Annotated in this window: 23 protein-coding genes; 16 read left to right on the top strand and 7 right to left on the bottom strand. The window is 57.7% G+C overall.

Translation table 11 applies throughout. The features are described from left to right. The first annotated feature begins 11 nt into the window (after window positions 1–11). From AC1DWF_RS05425 to AC1DWF_RS05395, 7 genes are all read left to right on the top strand, one after another. A complete protein-coding gene (locus AC1DWF_RS05425) occupies window positions 12–1,235 on the top strand; it encodes a phage tail sheath protein (RefSeq protein WP_476841500.1) in 1,224 nt (407 codons plus the stop codon). Between the two features lie 54 nt (window positions 1,236–1,289). Further along, complete coding sequence (locus AC1DWF_RS05420) at window positions 1,290–1,802, top strand: phage major tail tube protein (protein WP_476782150.1); 513 nt, start codon at window positions 1,290–1,292, stop codon at window positions 1,800–1,802. A 3-nt stretch (window positions 1,803–1,805) separates the two neighbouring features. Beyond that, window positions 1,806–2,108 carry a phage tail assembly protein gene (locus AC1DWF_RS05415; RefSeq protein WP_476782149.1) on the top strand — a complete coding sequence of 101 codons (303 nt, stop codon included), beginning with the start codon at window positions 1,806–1,808 and terminating at the stop codon, window positions 2,106–2,108. Window positions 2,109–2,210: 102 nt separating this feature from the next. Next, window positions 2,211–4,364: a phage tail tape measure protein gene (locus AC1DWF_RS05410; protein ID WP_476841499.1), complete on the top strand. Its 2,154-nt coding sequence runs from the start codon at window positions 2,211–2,213 to the stop codon at window positions 4,362–4,364. A gap of 38 nt (window positions 4,365–4,402) precedes the next feature. Continuing rightward, the gene (locus tag AC1DWF_RS05405) at window positions 4,403–4,840 is read left to right on the top strand and encodes a phage tail protein (RefSeq protein WP_476782147.1); all 438 of its coding nucleotides are present in this window, start codon (window positions 4,403–4,405) and stop codon (window positions 4,838–4,840) included. Window positions 4,841–4,842: 2 nt separating this feature from the next. Next, window positions 4,843–5,064 (top strand): tail protein X, encoded by a 222-nt coding sequence (locus AC1DWF_RS05400; RefSeq protein WP_476788427.1) that lies wholly within the window; start codon window positions 4,843–4,845, stop codon window positions 5,062–5,064. Between the two features lie 14 nt (window positions 5,065–5,078). Further along, on the top strand, window positions 5,079–6,236 hold the full coding sequence (locus AC1DWF_RS05395; RefSeq protein ID WP_476782145.1) for a phage late control D family protein: 1,158 nt from the start codon (window positions 5,079–5,081) through the stop codon (window positions 6,234–6,236). Here AC1DWF_RS05395 and AC1DWF_RS05390 read toward each other — a convergent pair. Continuing rightward, window positions 6,233–6,532, bottom strand: a complete 300-nt coding sequence (locus AC1DWF_RS05390) for a hypothetical protein (RefSeq protein WP_476782144.1) — start codon at window positions 6,530–6,532, stop codon at window positions 6,233–6,235. The two genes, AC1DWF_RS05395 and AC1DWF_RS05390, sit on opposite strands and share 4 nt — an antisense overlap. A gap of 55 nt (window positions 6,533–6,587) precedes the next feature. On the opposite strand from AC1DWF_RS05390, the gene AC1DWF_RS05385 reads away from it, so the two are divergent. The 6 genes from AC1DWF_RS05385 (at window position 6,588) to AC1DWF_RS05360 (ending at window position 11,341) form a co-directional block, all read left to right on the top strand. Further along, window positions 6,588–7,334 carry an N-acetylmuramidase family protein gene (locus tag AC1DWF_RS05385; protein WP_476782143.1) on the top strand — a complete coding sequence of 249 codons (747 nt, stop codon included), beginning with the start codon at window positions 6,588–6,590 and terminating at the stop codon, window positions 7,332–7,334. A gap of 12 nt (window positions 7,335–7,346) precedes the next feature. After that, a complete protein-coding gene (locus AC1DWF_RS05380; protein ID WP_476782142.1) occupies window positions 7,347–7,739 on the top strand; it encodes a hypothetical protein in 393 nt (130 codons plus the stop codon). 1 nt (window position 7,740) lies between these two features. Beyond that, a complete protein-coding gene (locus AC1DWF_RS05375) occupies window positions 7,741–8,058 on the top strand; it encodes a hypothetical protein (protein ID WP_476788426.1) in 318 nt (105 codons plus the stop codon). A gap of 47 nt (window positions 8,059–8,105) precedes the next feature. After that, window positions 8,106–8,342 (top strand): hypothetical protein, encoded by a 237-nt coding sequence (locus AC1DWF_RS05370; RefSeq protein WP_476782140.1) that lies wholly within the window; start codon window positions 8,106–8,108, stop codon window positions 8,340–8,342. Window positions 8,343–8,525: 183 nt separating this feature from the next. After that, on the top strand, window positions 8,526–9,386 hold the full coding sequence (locus AC1DWF_RS05365) for a DNA adenine methylase (RefSeq protein ID WP_476788425.1): 861 nt from the start codon (window positions 8,526–8,528) through the stop codon (window positions 9,384–9,386). A gap of 362 nt (window positions 9,387–9,748) precedes the next feature. Further along, a complete protein-coding gene (locus tag AC1DWF_RS05360; RefSeq protein ID WP_476841498.1) occupies window positions 9,749–11,341 on the top strand; it encodes an SIR2 family protein in 1,593 nt (530 codons plus the stop codon). A gap of 56 nt (window positions 11,342–11,397) precedes the next feature. Here AC1DWF_RS05360 and AC1DWF_RS05355 read toward each other — a convergent pair whose 3' ends face one another. Continuing rightward, entirely contained in the window at window positions 11,398–12,294 is an 897-nt protein-coding gene (locus AC1DWF_RS05355; RefSeq protein ID WP_476841497.1) for an ATP-dependent DNA ligase, read from the bottom strand. Window positions 12,295–12,780: 486 nt separating this feature from the next. Between AC1DWF_RS05355 and AC1DWF_RS05350 the strand changes: the two genes are divergently transcribed. Next, complete coding sequence (locus AC1DWF_RS05350) at window positions 12,781–13,290, top strand: ComF family protein (RefSeq protein WP_476785470.1); 510 nt, start codon at window positions 12,781–12,783, stop codon at window positions 13,288–13,290. A 4-nt stretch (window positions 13,291–13,294) separates the two neighbouring features. Beyond that, entirely contained in the window at window positions 13,295–14,140 is an 846-nt protein-coding gene (locus tag AC1DWF_RS05345; protein WP_476785471.1) for a helix-turn-helix domain-containing protein, read from the top strand. A gap of 52 nt (window positions 14,141–14,192) precedes the next feature. Here AC1DWF_RS05345 and AC1DWF_RS05340 read toward each other — a convergent pair whose 3' ends face one another. The 4 genes from AC1DWF_RS05340 to AC1DWF_RS05325 form a co-directional block, all read right to left on the bottom strand. Beyond that, window positions 14,193–14,447: a hypothetical protein gene (locus tag AC1DWF_RS05340; protein WP_476785472.1), complete on the bottom strand. Its 255-nt coding sequence runs from the start codon at window positions 14,445–14,447 to the stop codon at window positions 14,193–14,195. Continuing rightward, window positions 14,444–15,682, bottom strand: coding sequence for a Y-family DNA polymerase (locus AC1DWF_RS05335; RefSeq protein ID WP_476788423.1), 1,239 nt, complete (start codon window positions 15,680–15,682; stop codon window positions 14,444–14,446). The genes AC1DWF_RS05340 and AC1DWF_RS05335 overlap by 4 nt, the downstream gene beginning before the upstream one ends. Before the next feature lie 370 nt (window positions 15,683–16,052). After that, window positions 16,053–16,988 (bottom strand): DUF4062 domain-containing protein, encoded by a 936-nt coding sequence (locus tag AC1DWF_RS05330; RefSeq protein WP_476788422.1) that lies wholly within the window; start codon window positions 16,986–16,988, stop codon window positions 16,053–16,055. 54 nt (window positions 16,989–17,042) lie between these two features. Continuing rightward, window positions 17,043–17,405, bottom strand: a complete 363-nt coding sequence (locus AC1DWF_RS05325; protein WP_476787321.1) for a thermonuclease family protein — start codon at window positions 17,403–17,405, stop codon at window positions 17,043–17,045. 558 nt (window positions 17,406–17,963) lie between these two features. On the opposite strand from AC1DWF_RS05325, the gene AC1DWF_RS05320 reads away from it, so the two are divergent. Then, the gene (locus AC1DWF_RS05320; RefSeq protein WP_476788421.1) at window positions 17,964–18,698 is read left to right on the top strand and encodes a GntR family transcriptional regulator; all 735 of its coding nucleotides are present in this window, start codon (window positions 17,964–17,966) and stop codon (window positions 18,696–18,698) included. A 571-nt stretch (window positions 18,699–19,269) separates the two neighbouring features. Here the strand turns inward: AC1DWF_RS05320 and AC1DWF_RS05315 are convergent. Beyond that, on the bottom strand, window positions 19,270–19,450 hold a 181-nt coding region (locus AC1DWF_RS05315; protein WP_476841496.1), incomplete at its 5' end, for a hypothetical protein.

Below are 19,450 nucleotides of genomic sequence, written 5' to 3'. Positions count from 1 at the left end.
GGAGAGACCCGATGTCGGCACCGACTTTCGGCATGACGTTCTTGCGGCCCAGCGACGAGCCTGTACCGGTCATCGGCGCCGACTTTTCCAAAGCTCTCCTGATCGAGAGCTCGGCAGGCGCTTCGAACGTGGAATTCCCGGTGGACACACCTGTCCGCTTTTCCTCGAGCGATGCGGATGCGCTCGCAGCACTCGGTACCGGATATCTGGCCGATGCGGTCAAGGGTATCAACACCCAGCTCTCCGGTCTCAATGCCRGCGCCGACATCACCGTCGTCCGCGTTGCTGAAGGTGCAGACGTTGCGGCAACGTCGGCCGCGATCGTCAACGTACTGAGTGGCGCCAGCAGCATTCCTTCGGCGGTCAATGGAACCCCTCGCCTGGTTTGGGCGGGCCGTACGTCGTGGCGCGTCGACCTCAACACCGTCAACCCCGTCGTTGCGGCGCTGGGGCCGGCGTGCGAAAGGCTGCTCGCCATCTCGGCCGTCGATGTCGACGACACATCCGCGGCGAATGCGATCRATGCGCGCGAGACCATGAACTCGCAGCGCCTGATGCCCATCGGCGTTGCCGCCCGGGTCTATGAAGGGGTGACACTGGTGACGCGGCCGATGGGCCCCCGGATCATCGGTCGTTTCATCCGCAACGACAACGATCACGGCGGCAAGCCATTCGACCCGATCGCCAACCAGCCGATCCAGGGGCTGGCGGGTGTCTCCCGCAAGATCCCGTTCTCGCTGCTCGACGGTTCGACCGAAGGCCAGCAGATGCTGGAGAGCGAAGTCTCGATCGTCGTCGAAGGCGAAGTCGGCGTGGACGGCTCGGTCGCAGACGGCGGCTTCGTGTTCATCGGTACCGACAACACCGAGACCGGCGAACTGTGGAAGCAAATCCACCAGGTGCGCGGCGCCGACTATCTGACCGTCAAGATCATGCAGATCACCCGGCAGTTCCTCGGCAACAAGATCACCGCCGACATGACCGAGGCATGGCTGAATTCGATCAAGTTCATGTGCCGCGACCACAAGGCCAGCGAAGACATCCTTGGCTACAACGTCGACTTCAGGGCCAGCAAGAACAGCCCCGAAGAAATCCGCCTCGGCCACCTCGCTGTCAATCTCGGGCTCGAGCCGGCGCCGGCGTTCAAGGTCGCCAACCACGAGATCCGCCGCTGGCGGCCGGCAGTCGAAGGGCTGGTCTCAGAAATCATCGCGCGTCTCAACGCGTCGTCCTGATCCGGCMAAAAAGCGACCGGCTCCCCTCTCCCGCACCTTTAGAAGGACAAGTCCATGCAGGCCCTCTATCTCCTCACTGCCGTCGACGTCCGCCGTGCCCAGCGCGTCGGCACCTCGCGGGCAACCATAATCTCGAAGCTGACGATCCCGGCCATCAAGTTCGTCACCTCGAGCCACAATCCGGGCGGCGGCGTCATGGCCGCCGACTTCGTCCAGCCCCGTATCGAAGCACCGGAGCCCGCTATGGAGATCAAGGGTTTCGACCCGGAGATATTCGACGGCATGGGTGTTTCGGACCGGTGGACCTTTGCGGCGTCGGTTCGCGACAAGAAAACCAACAAGGCTATCCCTGCCCGCGCGATCATCGAGGGCGCTATCGCCGAGTGGACACCCGATGAGGCAAGCCCCGAAGACTTCGTCGGCTGTACGCACGCCTTCAAGGAGGTGACCCATTACGAATTCCATCTCGACGGTGTCGAGCTCTGGTACATCGACTTCTGGGAACGGGTGCTTCGCCGCAACGGCGTTGACCTGTTCGCCGACGACCGCCGCGCGCTGGGGGCCTGACCGATGGATACGATCGATGTCACGCTGCTGACGAAGGTCAGCTTCAACGGTGAAGAGCTGACCACTCTTCGTTTCCGGGAGCCTGAAGTCGGCGACATGATCGCCGCCGAGATGGCCGCGGAAGAAGCTGGCGGGGGCAACCAGGCAATGACAGCCGCACTTCTGGCCTCGATGGCTGGGGTTGCCTTTGCGACCTTCAAGCGCGTCAAGGCCCGAGACCTCAAGAGGATTCTCTTGGCGACGAAGGCCCACCTGGGAAACGCATCGGAGGACGGTCCGGAGAATGGCGAGACCTCGCCGTCCTGATTTCCCACTATACCAGCACGCCCCGGAACATCGTCGACCGTTACAGCCTTTCCCATGCGATCAGGGAAAGGGATGCGGTCTATCGCGTCATGAAGGCCCTCAATGTCCACACTCACCAGTAAGCTCGTTGTCGACCTGGTCGACGGCGTGTCACGGCCTGCCCGTGGCATCTTAGGCGTGATGCGCCAGTTGAGGGCCGGCGGCGATGGTTTTCGCCAGAGCCAGGCGATGATGGCGGCACCGCTCGGCGGTGTCGTCAGACAGTTGGCGATGTATGGCGCGGCCTATTTCGGCGTGCGTGAAGGCATGCGCGGAACTGTCGGTGCGGCGATGGGCTTCGAGTCTGCCTTCGCAGACGTCAAGAAGGTCATCGACGCGTCGGACGGCCAGTTCGAGAACATGCGTCGCGACATCCTGGCGCTGTCGAAAGACATACCGATCGCCGCCGATGGTTTCGCCCAGATCTATGCCGCGGCCGGTCAATCTGGCATCGCCAACGAAGAGCTCAAGGGCTTCGCGGAGGCAACGGCTAAGATTGCGACGGCGTGGGAAACCCCTGTCGACGCGACCGGAGAAGCCCTGGCCAAGATCAAGACCGCGCTCGCCCGCGACGTAAAGGGAACCGTAGCCCTCGCCGACGCGATCAACCACGTCGGCAACGTCTCTGCCGCGAACTCGCCCGATCTGCTCGAATATACCAACCGTGTTGCAGCGTTTGCAGAAACAGCAGGCTTCTCGGCCGAGCAGGCTCTGGCCTTCGGCGGGGCGATGATCGGCTCGGGCTTCGAGCCGGAAGTGGCGGCAACATCGTTCCGCAACATGAGTAAGGCGCTGACCATGGGCACGCGCGCCACGAAATCGCAGAGGTTGGCCTTCAAGGAGCTTGGGCTCGATGCCACCAAAACCGCGAAGGGCATGCAAAAGAACGCGGTCGGAACCACACTTGATGTGCTCGATCGGATCAAGAAGCTGCCCGAGTGGCAACAGATGTCCATCGCCGGCGCCCTGTTCGGCGACGAGGCGCGGGCGCTGGCGCCTCTGTTCAAAAACTCGACCGAGTTGCGTCGGCTGCTCGGCGAGACTGGCGACAGCGCCAGATATGCCGGCTCGGCCTTCGAAGAGTATCGCAGGCGTGCCGAGACCACAGCAAACACGCTGGAACGGTTGAAAAACAACGTCGCCGCGATCGGCATCGGGCTTGGCGACAAGTGGTTGCCTTCGATCAATGAAGGCATGTTCGGCATTCTCGACGTGATGGCGACGCTGGGAGAGCGGGCGACGATCTTCGACCAGATGGGCACCGCCGCCAAGGCGTTCGCGCAAGGCCTGGGCTATGAGGGCGGCATCCGCGATATGGTCAACGACATTTCCGACCTGCTCCTGGGCGCTCCTGACGGGGCACAAGCGGCGGACGATCTCGGCAGGATCTTCATGCGGTTTCGCGAATACGGTGCTTCCGTTCGTGAATTCTCTGACGCACTGCGCGACAATCCACTCGCACAGTTTCTCGGTGAGATGAGCGGCTACGGCTTCAAGCTCATGCTGGCTGCTGTCGGTATCGGCATCTTTGCGGGGTCGGTCATGAAACTGRCCAAGGCGATGCTGTTCCTCACCGGCGCATCGACAGCCTGGGGCATCTTGAAGGGCATGGGCAAGGTTGGCGGTTGGATGACCGGATTTCCAGGCGGCGGGCAAGGTGGAACAGCAGCACCGAAAACGACGCCGACAGCGCCAATTGGCGGGACTACCGGATGGTTCAAAGCGTTAGGCCTTTCTAGTCTCATCGGCTCCTGGGCGTCTTTGGTGCAAGGACTTGGCGATACACCGGGTGATACCTTCAAGGAAAAAGAAACAAACCAGCGAAAATCGAGAGAGGCACTTCAGGGCCTTCTCGGCTCCATCGATTGGAAGGGTTTCCTATTTGGAAAGGCTGCCGAGCCGGGGTTCGATTTCCGCGAGCATATGCGCGTCGGCTCAGCGAGTTCCCCGCCCTCGATAGCACCAGGGAAGCCAGCGCCAACGCAGGATGGCAGCCCGAAAGAGGTTTCGATCCTGGGCACGCCGCCGGTATCGATCTCCGGCAACCCGCAGGTGACCATCACCAATCCGCCGCCGCGCCCCAACATCAACGTCTCCGTTTCAATGACGGTGAACGAAGCTTCCAACGGCGAGGCACTGGCCCGCGAATTCGGAGCGAAGCTGCGCGACGCTGTCTCGGGCGTTCAGGCGGATCTCGAATATTCACCGGGGATGTGACCGCCGTCACGTCCAACTGACCTCAAGGCTGGTGATCCATGCTCTACATGCTCGGTACTCTCGCGATCGATACGCGCCCCTTCAATGTCGACGAAGTCTCGCGCGACGCCGGCGCCGACATCATTTCCAAGCCATTGATGGGGACCTTTCCCGGCAAGGAATTCGGTGGCGAAGGCGAAGACGAAATCGTGCTCTCCGGACAGCTGTTGCCGACAAAGATCGGCGGCCTCGACCAGCTCGAGATCGCGCACGGCATGCGGCGCGCCGGCGCGAGGTTTCCCCTGCATCGCGGCGACGGCCAGCGCATGGGCTGGTTTGCCATCACCAAGATCAGCGAGCGCCACCGCGATCTTGCACGCAATGGGGTCGGCTTCACGGTGGCGCATACCATCACCATGACCCGCGTTCAGCCCGATGCGGGATCGGGCCAGCAGATTATCTTCGGGCTGTTGTCATTGTTTGGATCGGGGCGCTGACCATGACCGAAACCATCACCGTTCGCGGCGAAAACATCACGCTCGACCTATTGCTCTGGCGCCGCTTTGGCGTCCGCGGCCGCTCGCTTGTCGAAAAAACCCTCGACCGAAACCAGAACCTTGCGGCCAAGGGGACATATCTGCCGCTGGGCACCGTGGTGGAATTACCCGACCTGATCGATACTTCCACGACGTCCCGGCGCGTCGTCTCACTGTTCGGTTGAATGCGATGCCCTGGATGGTTTCATGGGCCGTCTTCGTAGACGGCGTCGATACGACCGCCAACATGCGGCCGTTTCTGATCGACATCGAGGTGACGGACAAGGACGGCACGGCTTCCGACACATGTTCGCTCACCTTCGACGACACCGACGGCATGGCGCTGTTGCCCAAGGATGGAGCAAAACTGCGCGTTCTGCTCCAGGGTGCGCAGGTGTTCTCCGGCACGGTAGACAGCGTTCGATCGTCTGGCAGCCGGGGCGGCGGGCGATTGTTGAAGGTCAGCGCCAAGGGCATGGACAGCCGCGGGAAGGCCAAGGAACCGCAGTCGTTCCACAAGGACGATGCGGAGCTCGGTGATTTTCTCGATCAGGCATCGCGGCATGCTGGTCTTGGCGGCCTGGTCATCGACGAGGATCTCGCCGGCATCAAGCGCGATTATTGGTCGGCCGATGGCGAAAGCTTCGTGCACCTTGGCCAGCGCATTGCACGCGAGCTGAATGCCACGTTCAAGATCAGGGCTGGCAAGAGCGGCGATGTGGCCGTGCTGATGCCGCGTGGCAAAGAGGCGGGGATGCCGTCGGTCCAGGGTGTCGTCGGCCGCAACGTCATCAGCTGGGACATCGCTCCCTTCACCGGGCGCCGAACCTTTACTAAGGCAAAGGTGAGCTATTTCGACCGCGACGAGGCGAAGTTCAAATCTGAAGAAATCGAGTTCGAACTCGACAGGGAGCTTCCCGATTCGGTCAATGTGATCCGGTCGCCGGCCAAGGATGCGGAGCAGGCCAAGGGCATTGGCAAGGCGCGCAAAAGCGAGGCGGAGCGCGAGGGTGGCGAGGGCTCTGTTGAAATCGATATAGCTCCAGAGGCGCAGGCCGAGGCGGCGTTTCACCTGACAGGTGCACGCCCTGGTGTCGATGCCACCTACCGGATTGTCTCGGTGCGCCACAAGGCAAGCCGCAGTGGGGGTTCGACCACAAGCCTGGAATTGAAGCAGCCGCAGGGTGGTGCTGGAAAAGACAGCCGCAAGGCGGAAGGTTCGAATGCCACCGGCGGGACTGGAAGCGGCTCATCCCCGGAACCGTCGCCAGGGAAATCTTCCAGCGCCGGCGCGCCCGGTACCGCAGCGGGAGCGGGCGTCCCTGCCCGCCGCTACGGTTCGACCGACATGAACTAATGCAGCACCGGACCGCGGCGGCGGATGATGCCGCGCAACTCTCGTAGCTTCTGCCGTGCGAGCGAGCGGTTGAATTCGATGTCGCTGTCGGCCGGTTCTTCAGCGAGAGCCGCCATGCCGTCGAACGCGACCTCGAAGGCATAGATAGCGCCGGCCAGTTCGAAGCTCGGCGCGACATGCAAAGTGGCGCGCAGCACAAGCCTGCGCATGCGCGACATGGCTTCGTCCCCTTTGGGTTGAAGCGCCTCGATCATCTGTTCGATCTCCTCGAACGCGTCCCTGCTTTTCAGTGTCATCCGCTCCTCATCGGGCGCGAACTTTAGACCAGCCGTCAAACCAAAGGAACACGACATGGACCGCTCATTCCGCGGCGCTGCGAAGCGCCTCGACGATATCGACTTGCCAAAACTCGGGCACAGGCTGGGTGTCGGCGAAGACGAGATGCATGCCTTCCTCGACGTCGAAACGCGCGGCAGAGGATTTGACGATCAGGGGCGGCCGATCATCCTCTTCGAGCCGCATGTCTTTTATCGCAACCTTGCCGGCGTTTCGCGCGACCGGGCGGTCAAGGAAGGTCTCGCCTACAAGAATTGGGGCGCCATGCCTTACCCGCGCGACAGCTATCCCCGCCTGCGCGCAGCCGCTGACATCGACGAGACGGCGGCACTCAAAGCAGCGTCATGGGGCCTGGCGCAGGTTCTCGGTGAAAACCACAAGGCGGCCGGCTTCGTATCGGTACAGGACATGGTTCGCGCCATGATGGCCGATGAAGAACTGCAGCTCGAAGCCGCGGTCAACTTCATCCTGGCCAACAAGCTCGATGACGAGCTGCGGCGGCACGACTGGGCCGGTTTCGCGCTCGGCTACAACGGAAAGAGCTATCGCCAGAACCGCTACGACACGAAGCTGGCCGAAGCCTTTGCCAAATGGCGCCGGATCAAGGACACCCCATGGTCGCCTGATACGCCGGCAACGCCTGTCGAGTCCCCTGTCTCGACGCCCCTTCCCTCTGCGCCGTCCACATCACGCGCCACCGCGTCTTCGTCCGAGCCCGCGCGCGGTTGGCTTTCCCGCATCCTGTCGTGGCTCTTTTCCTGAAAGGAAGCTTCCATGTCTCAGCAACAGAATTTCCTTGGCCCCCTTATCGCCGGCAAGGTGCTCGATACGGTCATCGGCAAGGTGCTCGACAAGGTGGCGGGCAATCCAAAAATATCCCTCGAGCCGCAGGATGTTCCGGCCGTTCGCGAGGTCGTGGCGGAAACCGTCAGGGACGAGCTGGCCGCGCGCGAACGGCACGCGACCAACAACGAGCCCGCCTATCAGTCTCGCGTGGCACAGGGTTCTCTCGCCGTGCTCCTTGGCGCTGTGACGTTGATCGTTCGGCTGTGGACTGACGACGTGCCGAACACCCCAATGGATTATACCGAGCCAGCCTTGATCCTCGTTGGGTCGGTCTGGTCACTCTACGGCCGCTTCATCGCTAAGAAGCCATTCGGAGCTTGAAATGCAGGACTTCTTCGACCTTCTCGGCATCAAGGCTTCGGTGCTGGCGGCAGGCCTTTTCGGCGGCGTCCTGCGGGCGCTATCGCACCGGCATTACAAGCTCCGCGAGATGTTTGCCTCGCCCATCTGCGGCGCTATTGCGGCGGCATATCTGACCATGCCGACCGTCTATTACCTGCGGTCGATCAACTGGCCACTGCCCGATGATCCAGCTGCCACCCATGCGACGGCATTTTTGATTGGCGTCTGTGCCATGTGGATATCGGACATTGCCTTCGATGTCCTGGTGCGTCGCTTCAGACCCAAACAGGAAAGTTGAAAAATCCGCGCCCGGCGGTACCGGGAAATCAAGCAAGGAGAAGACCGATGACGGTCCGAGCAAAAATGAAGGTTGTTGCCATCACTCCGTTCCATACTTCAGGACCGGACGAGGTGAATTCCGAGATCCGCCTGATGGCGCTCTACGGGGACGATCCGGCTAACAAGACCTGGTCGAAATACACACCGTCGGGCGAGGTGCGAATGGTGGTCACCAATCCTTCGGCGATCGAGGCCTTCGAACTGGGCAAGTCCTACTATCTGGACTTCACGCCGGCCGAATAACGCTACTGCGTATCTTCAGCAAGACAAGACGCCGCCCTATGGGCGGCGTTCTTTTTGCACGCCCTAAGCTAACGGGCGGCCCGGAAGTTTGGCGCTTCCGGACGGCGGAGCCGATGACATGATCCCGCCCAGCACAACCCAAGGATCAATGCCGCACCCGCTGCCTTTGCAGGCGCGCGGACAATGGCAGAAATCCGCGAGATTCCAATGCAGGAAACCTTCCCTTTCCACACTGTAATGCCGGTGGCACCGCCGGCGAGTTATATCGGCGGTAAGAAGCAGCTTGCTCAGCGACTGGCCGCAATCATCGAGCAGATCCCGCATGGCACCTATGCTGAAGCATTTGTCGGCATGGGCGGCGTGTTCTTTCGCAGGAAACTCGCCCCTCGTTGCGAGGTCGTGAACGATCGCTCCGGCGACGTCACTACGCTGTTTCGGATTCTGCAACGCCACTATCCGCAATTCATGGAGACGCTGAAATATCAGATTACGTCGCGTCGCGAATTCGAGCGGCTCCTGGCGTGCGATCCTTCAACCCTGACCGACCTCGAGCGAGCCGCCCGCTTTCTGTACCTGCAGCGGCTCGCCTTCGGCGGCAAGGTCGCAGGCCGCAGCTTCGGAGTTGATACGACTGGTGGAGCGCGGTTCAACGTGAGCCGTCTCGGATCCGTGCTGGAGGACGTTCACGAGAGGCTCTCCGGGGTTATCATTGAGAACCTGGACTGGCGGGAATTCATCACCAAGTACGATCGGACAGGTACATTGTTCTATCTCGATCCGCCTTACTATGGGAACGAAACCGACTATGGTCAGCGTGTGTTCGCGCGCTCGGACTTTCCCGCCATGGCAAAACATCTGGCCGAGATCGATGGTCGTTTCGTGCTCTCACTGAACGACCGCCCGGAGGTGCGCCAGATCTTCTCGGCTTTTCAAATCGTCGATGTCCCCCTCACCTACACGATCCGTGGCGGAGAGGGGAAAGATGTGCGCGAGGTGATCATCATGGATCGAAAGTCGGGCTCTTCAGTCAACTTGCCCCTGTGAAAAAAAGGCCTTAACCGCCCTAGGGGCTCGTCACCGAAAGTTGGCGGGTCCTGTGAAGTTGTATCGCCTCGGAGATCGCTGGCGCGCATGTCCGCAGCGATGTCACAAATTGCAAGGCCCACGGGTCATCTCCTCTTTGGAGAAAGACTGTCGCCGTCAGGTCGGCGTGGCTATCGCCAGATTTGGCTATTGACGCGCCTGCATTCATCAGGGTGGGCGGAGCCGTGCCACACATTGGGCGGCGTCATTTGCATGCCAGGAGCTGGATCACTGTTGCCAGGTAATGCTCTCATCACTCAGTTGACTTAGGACTTCAATTATTCGCTTATCGCTCGACCCAGAATGCAGGACCCGCGCGGAAGATGTCTAAAATCACAGAGTACGTTAGTGATCTTCTAAAATCCCATGGAGGAGCTCCATTCCTATTTGTAGGTTCAGGCTTTTCCCGACGCTACTTAGGGCTGGAGCAATGGGACGGGCTGCTCGCTAGATTCTGCGCCAAGATAAAGGATTTTAACTACTATCTTGCCAGTGCAAATGGTGACATTCCTATGGCGGCTTCGTTGGTTGCCAAGGATTTTCACGATCTTTGGTGGGCTAACGATGAATACTCCGAAAATCGGGAAACCTTTAAGAATGAAACGAAAGTCGTTTCTTCTGCCCTTAAAATTGAAATATCCTCATATCTGAGACAAATAYCACTGCATGGGATTGCCGACGATCAGGTTCAAAAAGAGCTTTCAACACTACGCCATCTGAACGTGGATGGGATTATCACCACAAACTGGGACCTTCTTATAGAAGAATTGTTTCCAGAGTATCGGGTCTATGTCGGACAGGAAGAACTCCTTTTCTCTAACCCACAGGCCATCGCAGAAATATACAAGATCCACGGCTGCGCTTCCCGCCCAAGCAGTCTCGTACTGACGGCAGAAGATTATGCTGATTTCCAAGCCAAGAACCCGTATTTGGCGGCAAAACTGATCACCCTTTTTATCGAGCACCCCGTCTTCTTTATTGGATACTCGGTTAGTGATCCGCACATTCAGAAAATACTGTTCTCCATCGCCACATGCCTTGGGCCCGACAACCTCGATAAATTCAGTAGAAACTTGATATTTGTAAAACGAGCTAGCGGCAAAGGCTCATCTATTCAAAGCACGATATTCAGCAATGGCGGCAATAGCCTAAATGCCACTGTGCTTTCGACGGACGATTTTTGCGAGGTATACAATGCCATTGAGACATGTAAGCGCAAGATACCGGCAAGGATTCTGAGGTACTGCAAGGAGCAAATGTACGACTTGGTCAAATCATCCGACCCTGAGACCAAGCTTGCCGTGCTAGATTTCGACGCCATCGATTCTACGGAAGACGTTGAGTTCGTAGTGGGTGTTGGAGTTGCTCAACGGTTTAAGGACGCGGAGGCAGAAGCCGAAAGCGAAGGCCAGCAATTGATGGCGGACCACGGATACAAGGGCGTGACAGTAGCCGACGTATTTCGTGATTTTGTGAAAGACCAATCAGCATTCGATCCGAAAACGCTTTTGCGAGTTGCCTACCCATCTTTCGAGCGGAACAACTGCTTCTTGCCTGTTTTCAGGTATCTCAAAGAGGCCGGGATAGATTCCAAGGACAAACTCCACGATTCGGAATATGGAGCCGCCCTGCGGGTAGCACAAAAGGCACAGGATCGCGGATTTAAGGTACGAAGCTACGCACCCCACTATGATAACAATTACGCCGGAAAGACAACATCCGATATAATCGAACTAGCAGGAGTGGAAAAGGCAACAATTTACATTGGCCATCAACCTGTCGTCGACATTGACTTGCCAGTTCTAAAAAAATTCATCATCGACAATTTAGATTATCCATTCAGAGACCCATATAAATCTTATTTCAAGAAACTTGTTGCCTACTATGATAGAATATTATTTGGATTCGACGTATAGATTTATTTACGAATCTGCCGCTCGATTCTAATTTACACACTACTTGGTTGAGTTTCTTATTGCGGCAACATTACCGCCACCACGGTCGCGTGGCGTAGTTTCTCCTCGCCCTTCAAATGCTTGGCCATGACATGCAGGATAGGCTGCACCGGAACTGCGGCCTTGTTGCCTGTGCCTACCGGCGCGGCGAATGCAACGGCGTGAAGGAACTCAAGCGCCTGCCAAAGCTCGTCGCGCTGGCCTTCCGATATCGCGGGAATGGCGCGACCGACGTAACGCAGGCTGGAGTCGGTCTCCTCAGCAAGCAGCAGCGACGGAGCGGTACCACGCTTGCGCTCGTAGCCAATCACGACGAATTCGCCTTCGATGTAGATCTTAGTCTTCACCCAGTCTTGCGATGGGCCGCCGCGGTAGGTGCTGGCCCTGCGCTTCGAGACGATACCTTCGAGGTCCAACTTTTCCGCCGCAGTGAAGAACTCGGCCCCCGAGCCTTCAAACGCCTGGCTGAACTGCAGCGGGCAAGTGGGGCGCGGATCACCGAGCAGATCATGCAGCAGCCGCCGCYGATCCTCGCAACGCTGCTTGCGCAAATCATTGCCGTCGAGGCCCAGGAGATCGAAGGCGTAGAACACCAGGGCGGAGCCTTCCCAGCGGATCGCGCTGGCGAGCTTCTTGAAACTGGAGCGACCGGCATCATCCTGCACGACCATCTCGCCGTCGACGATCGCATCGCGGGCAATCAACTCGCGCGATGCGGCAAGCACAGCGGCGTATTTCATCGACCAATCGTGGCCATTGCGTGTGAAGGCGCGAGCATGACCGCCAGCAAGGTGGATCTGCGTCCGATAACCGTCATATTTGATTTCGTGCGTCCAACGGTCCCCTTCTGGCGGCTTGTCAACCAGCGTCGGGATGCAGGGAGGGATGAACGTGGACCGGCGCTGGTCCGTCATCGATCAACCGTGGAAACGTTGCGCCATAATGGCGTCTAGCTTGCTGCGCGATGGACCGTAGCGCCTAATGATCGTGGCGGCTTCGCCTTGACTTATATCGTACTCGCGGACGAAATCGTCGACCTCATACTCCGGGTCCGAGGATACGAGTTTGCGGCCCTCTCTTGTTTTGGGGACGTCAGGCACGTCAGAACCTCCGATGACACATTAGAGAACTCTGAAACGCCTGAGTATGCAATCCGCTCCATCTGGCGCCATTTGTCGGCGATTTCCAAGCGCCTCCGAAGTGCCGACTTTGCGTTCGAATTTTACAACAAACCGCATTGGCGAGACATACAATATTTTGTATGTCTCGATGGACGCTGGGTGGGGGCACCCGAATGAGCAGGGTAGGGACAGCCGCGTATGCAAGTTCAGTTGAAGCAGCTAAATGGAACCTGGACTCTAGGGTACGCGCTGCATAAGCACACACTTTCGAGTGTCTATTTGGGCGAAGACGCCTTCGGGCATGCTCAGTTCGATACGACACGATCCGAACCAGGCGAAGCTCTCTTTAGGCTCAAGTATCGCGGTGATTGGACGCAAGTCGGTCCTATCGCAGCGCAAATCCAAACGTCCTTGCTACCGCTTTTCCCGAATGTTGGGCTCATTGTTCCCATGCCTGCTTCTACTGTCCGGCCTCGCCAGCCTGTCAATGAAATTGCCAATGAGCTCGGCAAGCTCATAAATATTCCTGTCATCGACAGCATCGTGGTGAAGGCCGCGGCACCACAGGGAAGCCCACAGCTGAAGAATCTGAACACAAGGGAGGAAAAGGTTGCCGCCCTGAATGGACGGTTTTCTATCAATCCCAGCATAACAAACGAAGGTCGTTGGAACGCTTTACTGCTCGACGACTTATTTGACACAGGTGCAACTATGGACGCGGTATGTCAGGCCCTTCAGACCTACCCAAAAATTGACCGCGTCTATGCTGCCACCGTTACGTGGAAGTAAGCCCATGACTATTGTATTCGTTGCAGGATCGATCGCGATCAGCAGACTTCACGACAAAGTCAAAGCGCGGATCAAAAAAATCGTCGCTTCCGACTTAGAAATTGTCGTCGGCGACGCTGACGGCGCCGATTCCTCTATCCAAGGATGCCTTCTTGAATACGGTGCCAAGCGGGTGACAGTCTATTGCAGCGGCGATCGCCCTCGAAACAATATTGGCGGATGGCCTGTCAATAGTGTTTATCCAAAGGCGGCGCCTGGCAGTAGAGCGTTCTATACGGCAAAAGACTTGGAAATGGCTCGCGTCAGCAATTACGGACTAATGATTTGGGACAGCAAAAGCACCGGCACGCTGAGCAATGTATTTGAATTAATTAGGGAGAATAAAAAATCAGTCGTTTTCGTCAATAAAAATAAAGAATTCCTTACGGTATCTGATGCTGATGAATTGATTCACTTGCTTTCATTTATGTCTGAACATGCTCGTGCAAAGGCCGAGGAAAAAATTGCGATTTCCTCTAAAATTGCGGACATCTCACAAACGCAATTCTCTTTGGCCATTGAAGAAAATCAGCCTACGCAAAAGCTTAGAGTGGACATCGCTCCCGCAATGGAAGACGCAGACCCGTCGCATGCCGCAAACATGAAGCTACGGTCTACCTTGATGGAAGCCATCGAAATGCATGTAAAGGCTCAGGGATGGACGCAAGCAGAGGCAGCTCGAAGACTCGGCGTTACGCAACCACGAATTTCCGACCTCTTGCGTCACAAGACCGGAGTGTTTGGTCTCGATTCTCTTGTTAACATGGTAGCAGCCGCTGGCCTGCATATCGAAGTGCGCGTGGCAGCATAAACCTTTGCCCGCTGAAATAGCGAATGGATGCCGCTTGGCAGCTTTTCGCGATTTACGCCAACCCGCCAACAAAGCCGCTGGTGTCGCCCTTGCGCGGCATCGCGAGACGAACCGTCCCTCGGCAGCCGCGAGCCTTGCAGATTTCGTTGCGCTCGACCTCGTCGAGGTATTCGAACTCGCGCTCCTTTGAGGTGCAGATCACCGCCTTCGTGAGATAGTGGACATGCCCGCAAACCTTGCAGGTGATCTCCAGGCGCTGGGTATCGTCGAGATCGCGGACCTGTATGTTCTGTTTCCAGCCGCTCACCAGAAATCCTCCGCTGTTGGAATGCGTGTGTACGAGATCTTCCCGCCGACGTGTCCGCCGGCGGGCGGCCTCCACATCCCGAGCGATGTCACGGTTTTCCCATATCGGGCATTCAAGCCATCGACCGCATTGGAGACCTGTTCCCATTTCTGGCGAACACGGTCGTCGTTGAGCAGGAAATCGAGCTGGCGCTCGCTGGCGCGGCTCAGATCGTAGAGGGTGACCCCGACGCGAAAGACGGTGACGCCACGCGGGTACTCGGCACGGACCCGCTTCCATAGCTCATCCAGGGCGGTAAGCACGGCCTGGTCGTCATGGACAATCGGCAGTTTCATCTTGGCCGACCAATTGCGATCCCTGACCGCGAGCCAAAGCCACAGGCCGCTACAGTAGAAATCGTCGCGGCGCAGTCGCCGCGCGGCCTTGGTCAAGAGGAGCCTGCAGATCTCGAAGGCACCTGCCAGCGAGCGGCTCTCCGGTGGCAGCACGCGGCCGTGGCCGAACATGCCGCGTGAAGACAACGGCGCCTGCACGTCGTAGCCATGGAGCGCATACCATAGCCGCTCGCCGGTGACGTTGTTCCACAGCTTGCGCATATGCTTCGGCTCGAGGCGGTAAAGATCCTCGGTCGTATAGATGCCCGAGCGGATTAGCCGCCGTTCCATGTTCTCACCGACACCGGGGATATCAGATAGCTTCAGCTTAATCAGCAGCGCAGGTAAATCTTCCGGACGCCAGACCATGACGCCGTTGCCATATGTCGCGCCGGCCTTTTTGCCTTCCTTGCAAGCCATCTTGGCAAGCTGGCGATTCGCCGCGAACCCGACAGATGATGTGATGACCGTGCCGACGTTTTCCGCGAGCGTCGACTTGAGCCTTTCTGCCAACGATTGGGGGTCTTTGCGGCTAACTTCATCGAGACGGCATGTCAGTTCGTCGATCGATTTCACCGCGTCGATGGGAATGACGGACTGGATCTCGGACAAGAGCGCATTGTGCGCACGACGGTAGAGGTCCGGCTTCTGCGGCACCAGGACGATGTCGGGGCAAAGCTGACGGGCTTCTGCAACGGGCATCACGTTCTTGACTCCGAACGCCTTCGCCTCACGAGAGCAGGCGATGACGCAGGTTCGGTCAGTGCCTTCAAATGGAACGACACCAACCGGCCGGCCCCTTAGGCGCCGATCTGCCTGCTGCTCGACGCTGGCGAAGAACCCGTCGAAGTCGAGATACATTCGCTCGATGGTCTCCGGCTTTCGCAAGGCAAGGCTCTCCCGTGGCGCGGGCGACCGCGCAATTCCGATGCATGACAGGGTTTGACCGGCTGGGCCGGCCGATGTTCTACAAATGTTCCGGACGCGATCCGGTGTCAAGCGAAAAGGAATGTTGTCCTAGGTCGTGACCAATAAATGCGGAAGGACCGGGCTGGGTTGTTATTAGACCGTCTGTTTCCAATGTGGTGGCAACGTGAGCAGGCTGATGAGTGCCGGTGCACCGAAACCACCTGGTCACACAGACGGATTTTTTCTCGCACATGGCGGAACAATGCTGGATGTGAGGTCGATCGCTGGCTGTTGAGGAGACGTGTGTGAGGGAGGCTGTGGCTTAGGCCACCGCTTCGCGCTTCAGCCGGGAGAAAAACTTCAGTCCGTGCTGATTCAGTTGGGCAAGGAAGAAGATCGCGCTGGGAGTTGGCCGATTTGCTTCGGCTAACCCATGTAGGATGAGTTTAGGCATCACCGACTGAAAAAGCCATTTTCCTACTTCTCCGTTGTTGCCCGACGATACGCCTCGAACAAGACTATCAAGATACATGGAGGAAACCGACAGAATATCCATTGACTTTGAGGCATTCTCGCCTGGCAATGACACCACCGTTCTTGAGAGGACGAGCTTCAGTTCTTCAAACTCATCAGCGGACTTACGCGCCTTGTCTGGCGCTTCGAAATTATTAATCGTGTTGCTAAGCTGGATGTTCTCTTCGCGCAGCTGCACTATCGTATCGTTCAAGCTCTTCGGATCAACAACTGAGCTCGCCCTTACCCAACCCGCGGACGCGTTAATGTTCGAAATGTGCATCAGGCTTTCCATGACAGCCAAGCGTATATCCTTCTCGTCTTCGAAAAAGCTTGACATCTTGCCGGTCACCTTCGCCCGGAAAGTCTTCAGCAAAGCCGGGTTGTCACGCTCCATTGCGCTGCTGCCACAGTTCCTAACTTTTGCCTCGATTGCAGATTCCCTCGATACAATCGCGAAGTGCGGTTTGCCCTTTGAGATAGCGTAGTCATATTCGAGCTCGGTGTAGCTCAATCCGCTTTCGGACTCTATCGAACCATATCGACCACCAAGAATGAGAAGATAGACATCGCTCTCGTCGATCCATTTGGTGATTGTGTCCCACTGGGACTTATCGCCCGCCGTAAACAGCTCCATACCTGCTGGCATATGACCCGATTTTAGAATTGCGGATACGGCTGCTTGCCTCTCCTCGATGAGGTCGGTGAAGGTGCTGGAAACGAAAACTTGCAGCTTACGATCCATTGGTGGCAATACCTTTTTGAGTTATCTGATCCGTAGTAATTCGTACGTCTTACGTCACTCGCACCATGGCTGGCGTTTGCCAGTCCACGGCCGAGCGAGCCCTTCGGTAATCATGACCTCGCCGATGTCCTCACCAGCAACTTCGATGGTCGCCAAAGTTCGGCCGTGCCGATCGTTGAGCCGACCGGTATTGGGGTCCCCACGGTGGATGATGATATCTCCGCCAGCGAGCAGCTCGGCGACGCGGCGCTTGGCGACCAGACCGAGGCGCTTCTCGGCATCGCACTTAGCGCTGTGGATTTCCGGCGTGTCGATGTTGGCGATACGGACACGTTCATTGCCGAAATTGATGGTGTCACCATCAACGACGGACGTCGGACCTGCAGCAAAAAAAGTGGCAAGAATCAGAGCAATCATCGCAGCACTTTACGATGAATTTCGTAGCGATCCGACCACCGCTTTTGGTTTTACAATTCGACTCTAAGCCATTGATCTATAACAAGCGCTGTTGGCCGTGTTTTACAGCCAACCAGTTGAAATCTCGTAACACCCGCTAGCTTCCCAAGCTGAACGCGCGGGTTCGATTCCCGCTACCCGCTCCAGCTTGCGCCGCAAGGCTTTGCGGCTGATTTTCCCGACAAGATGTTTGCAGCCACACTTCTCGCCCTTCAGCTTGGGCGCCAGATCGTCACGCATGGTCGAGTGGTTGAAGCCGAGCCGTCCAGCCAGGATGCTGGCAGCTCGAAGCCATCGTCACGCGCCATTATCGAAACCGTTGACGATTGTGCGCCATACATGATTGATTTTCTTGCATAAGAAGAGCGATGTACGGCAGGTTGTGCGCCTTGTTGTGCAAGGTTGCCGCAAGTTCTGCGCGTTAGCAGGGTAATGCCCTATGGAGAGAAACTCCGAGCGGCAAGGGAGTAGAGCATCAAAGGCGGGGGGATCCCCTTTGATGCTAAGGGAGGTCCACACATGCCCGCACGCTATCTGTCCCCGGCCATGAGCGATCAGGACGCACTGTCGCTGATCGTCGCGCCCTTGGTCGGCGTGGAAGCCAACATCTACAATGACATATGGAATGCGGTGATTTGCCAATCGCTGGCTCCTGGCGTCAAGCTCGAAGAAATAGCCTTGAGCGAAATCTACGGCGTCAGCCGCACCGTCATCCGCAAAGTGCTGGTGATCATGGAGCAGGAAGGCGTCGTTTCGTTGCCGCTCAACCGTGGCGCCTATGTTGCCTTGCCGTCCCCCCGCGACGCCCTTGAACTCTGTGAAGTGGTGTCGGGAATGTGCGCCTATATTGTCGGCAAACTCGCCGACCAGCCGGACAACATTACCGCAGAGCAACGGGAAAAATTGGCGCTGCATGTTCGGGCGGAAAAAGAGGCGGGTGAGCTTCACACGATCCGGCGCCTGCACATGGAGCATGGCACTCTGCTGGCTCTGATCTACGGCAACCTGGTTCTGGCGGCGCAACTCGAACGGGCGACTTCCAGGCTTGCACTTGCCCTGTCGGCCTATCAGGGGGTAACGGGCAACATCTCCACCGTGGACTACACTGCGGCTCTCAATCAGTTGATTTTCGAGGGCAAGAAGGAAGAGGCTCTCCAGGTGGTCACCGCCGCAGTCGATAGAGCGCGCAAATCGATGCGTTTTGGTGCTGCCGACGGCAGCGTCAATCTCAAGGCGATCCTTGGCAAAGTCTGAGCATCTTGGCCAACCTGGCCTCGCACTCATGAGCGGCCGACCAGGGCTTTAGTGACCTAAAGCACAGCGCACCTCCTCCTTTAAAAGTACGCTGTTCCCACGGAGGGGACAACTCATCCATCGCGATGCGCGCTGGACGGCTTGGCGCCGCAATGTCGGCCTTCAAAACCTTGGATCGAGTTCCGCAGCGTAGAGCGGACGTGAATTTTGGGCGAACTTTCGCCTGGAGCGCCTGGCGATACCGACTGCCGGCAATTGTTTGCAACTCTCAACGCATATTTATGGGAAACTAAACACACGCTGAGAGCCACATGACTGGAGGTCAGACCGAATTGCGGTCGACGGGACAAAACCATCTTTGACCCACCGTGTCCAGTTCACAAATAAGTTATTCAAGAACAGCGCTTTAGCACGGATTTGTGAGGTTACTCGACGTCAATGCCGGGGCGACCTGCCAATTTGTGACATTTATAACACGCGGCCCGGCCAACAGGTTATCCGCGCTTGTCTCATGTGCCATTGGCGGTTGATCCCCTGCATCTCATGAGCCAGTGACGACGCAGAAAGAGATTCATCTAGATGCATTTTTTTCTGACATCAGATTTCTGATGGTGAAAATCTGCATGGCTTCCAATGGCTGTGCATCAACTGAGGAATTGAAATGAACATTAAGAGCCTTCTTCTCGGCTCCGCTGCGGCCCTGGTCGCTGTCTCTGGTGCTCGTGCGGCGGACGCTGTCGTCGTCGCTGAGC

The sequence above is a fragment of the Aminobacter sp. P4_D5 genome, assembly GCF_056401815.1.
This window is presented reverse-complemented; position numbering and strand designations above follow the sequence as displayed.

What these genes read in the sequence shown, in the direction of transcription:
- AC1DWF_RS05420 (WP_476782150.1), top strand. Translation starts at nt 1,290, where the DNA reads ATGCAGGCCCTCTATCTCCTCACTGCCGTCGACGTCCGCCGTGCCCAG.
- AC1DWF_RS05415 (WP_476782149.1), top strand. Translation starts at nt 1,806, where the DNA reads ATGGATACGATCGATGTCACGCTGCTGACGAAGGTCAGCTTCAACGGT.
- AC1DWF_RS05405 (WP_476782147.1), top strand. Translation starts at nt 4,403, where the DNA reads ATGCTCTACATGCTCGGTACTCTCGCGATCGATACGCGCCCCTTCAAT.
- AC1DWF_RS05400 (WP_476788427.1), top strand. Translation starts at nt 4,843, where the DNA reads ATGACCGAAACCATCACCGTTCGCGGCGAAAACATCACGCTCGACCTA.
- AC1DWF_RS05395 (WP_476782145.1), top strand. Translation starts at nt 5,079, where the DNA reads ATGGTTTCATGGGCCGTCTTCGTAGACGGCGTCGATACGACCGCCAAC.
- AC1DWF_RS05390 (WP_476782144.1), bottom strand. Translation starts at nt 6,532, where the DNA reads ATGACACTGAAAAGCAGGGACGCGTTCGAGGAGATCGAACAGATGATC.
- AC1DWF_RS05385 (WP_476782143.1), top strand. Translation starts at nt 6,588, where the DNA reads ATGGACCGCTCATTCCGCGGCGCTGCGAAGCGCCTCGACGATATCGAC.
- AC1DWF_RS05380 (WP_476782142.1), top strand. Translation starts at nt 7,347, where the DNA reads ATGTCTCAGCAACAGAATTTCCTTGGCCCCCTTATCGCCGGCAAGGTG.
- AC1DWF_RS05375 (WP_476788426.1), top strand. Translation starts at nt 7,741, where the DNA reads ATGCAGGACTTCTTCGACCTTCTCGGCATCAAGGCTTCGGTGCTGGCG.
- AC1DWF_RS05370 (WP_476782140.1), top strand. Translation starts at nt 8,106, where the DNA reads ATGACGGTCCGAGCAAAAATGAAGGTTGTTGCCATCACTCCGTTCCAT.
- AC1DWF_RS05365 (WP_476788425.1), top strand. Translation starts at nt 8,526, where the DNA reads ATGGCAGAAATCCGCGAGATTCCAATGCAGGAAACCTTCCCTTTCCAC.
- AC1DWF_RS05345 (WP_476785471.1), top strand. Translation starts at nt 13,295, where the DNA reads ATGACTATTGTATTCGTTGCAGGATCGATCGCGATCAGCAGACTTCAC.
- AC1DWF_RS05335 (WP_476788423.1), bottom strand. Translation starts at nt 15,682, where the DNA reads ATGTATCTCGACTTCGACGGGTTCTTCGCCAGCGTCGAGCAGCAGGCA.
- AC1DWF_RS05330 (WP_476788422.1), bottom strand. Translation starts at nt 16,988, where the DNA reads ATGGATCGTAAGCTGCAAGTTTTCGTTTCCAGCACCTTCACCGACCTC.
- AC1DWF_RS05325 (WP_476787321.1), bottom strand. Translation starts at nt 17,405, where the DNA reads ATGATTGCTCTGATTCTTGCCACTTTTTTTGCTGCAGGTCCGACGTCC.
- AC1DWF_RS05320 (WP_476788421.1), top strand. Translation starts at nt 17,964, where the DNA reads ATGCCCGCACGCTATCTGTCCCCGGCCATGAGCGATCAGGACGCACTG.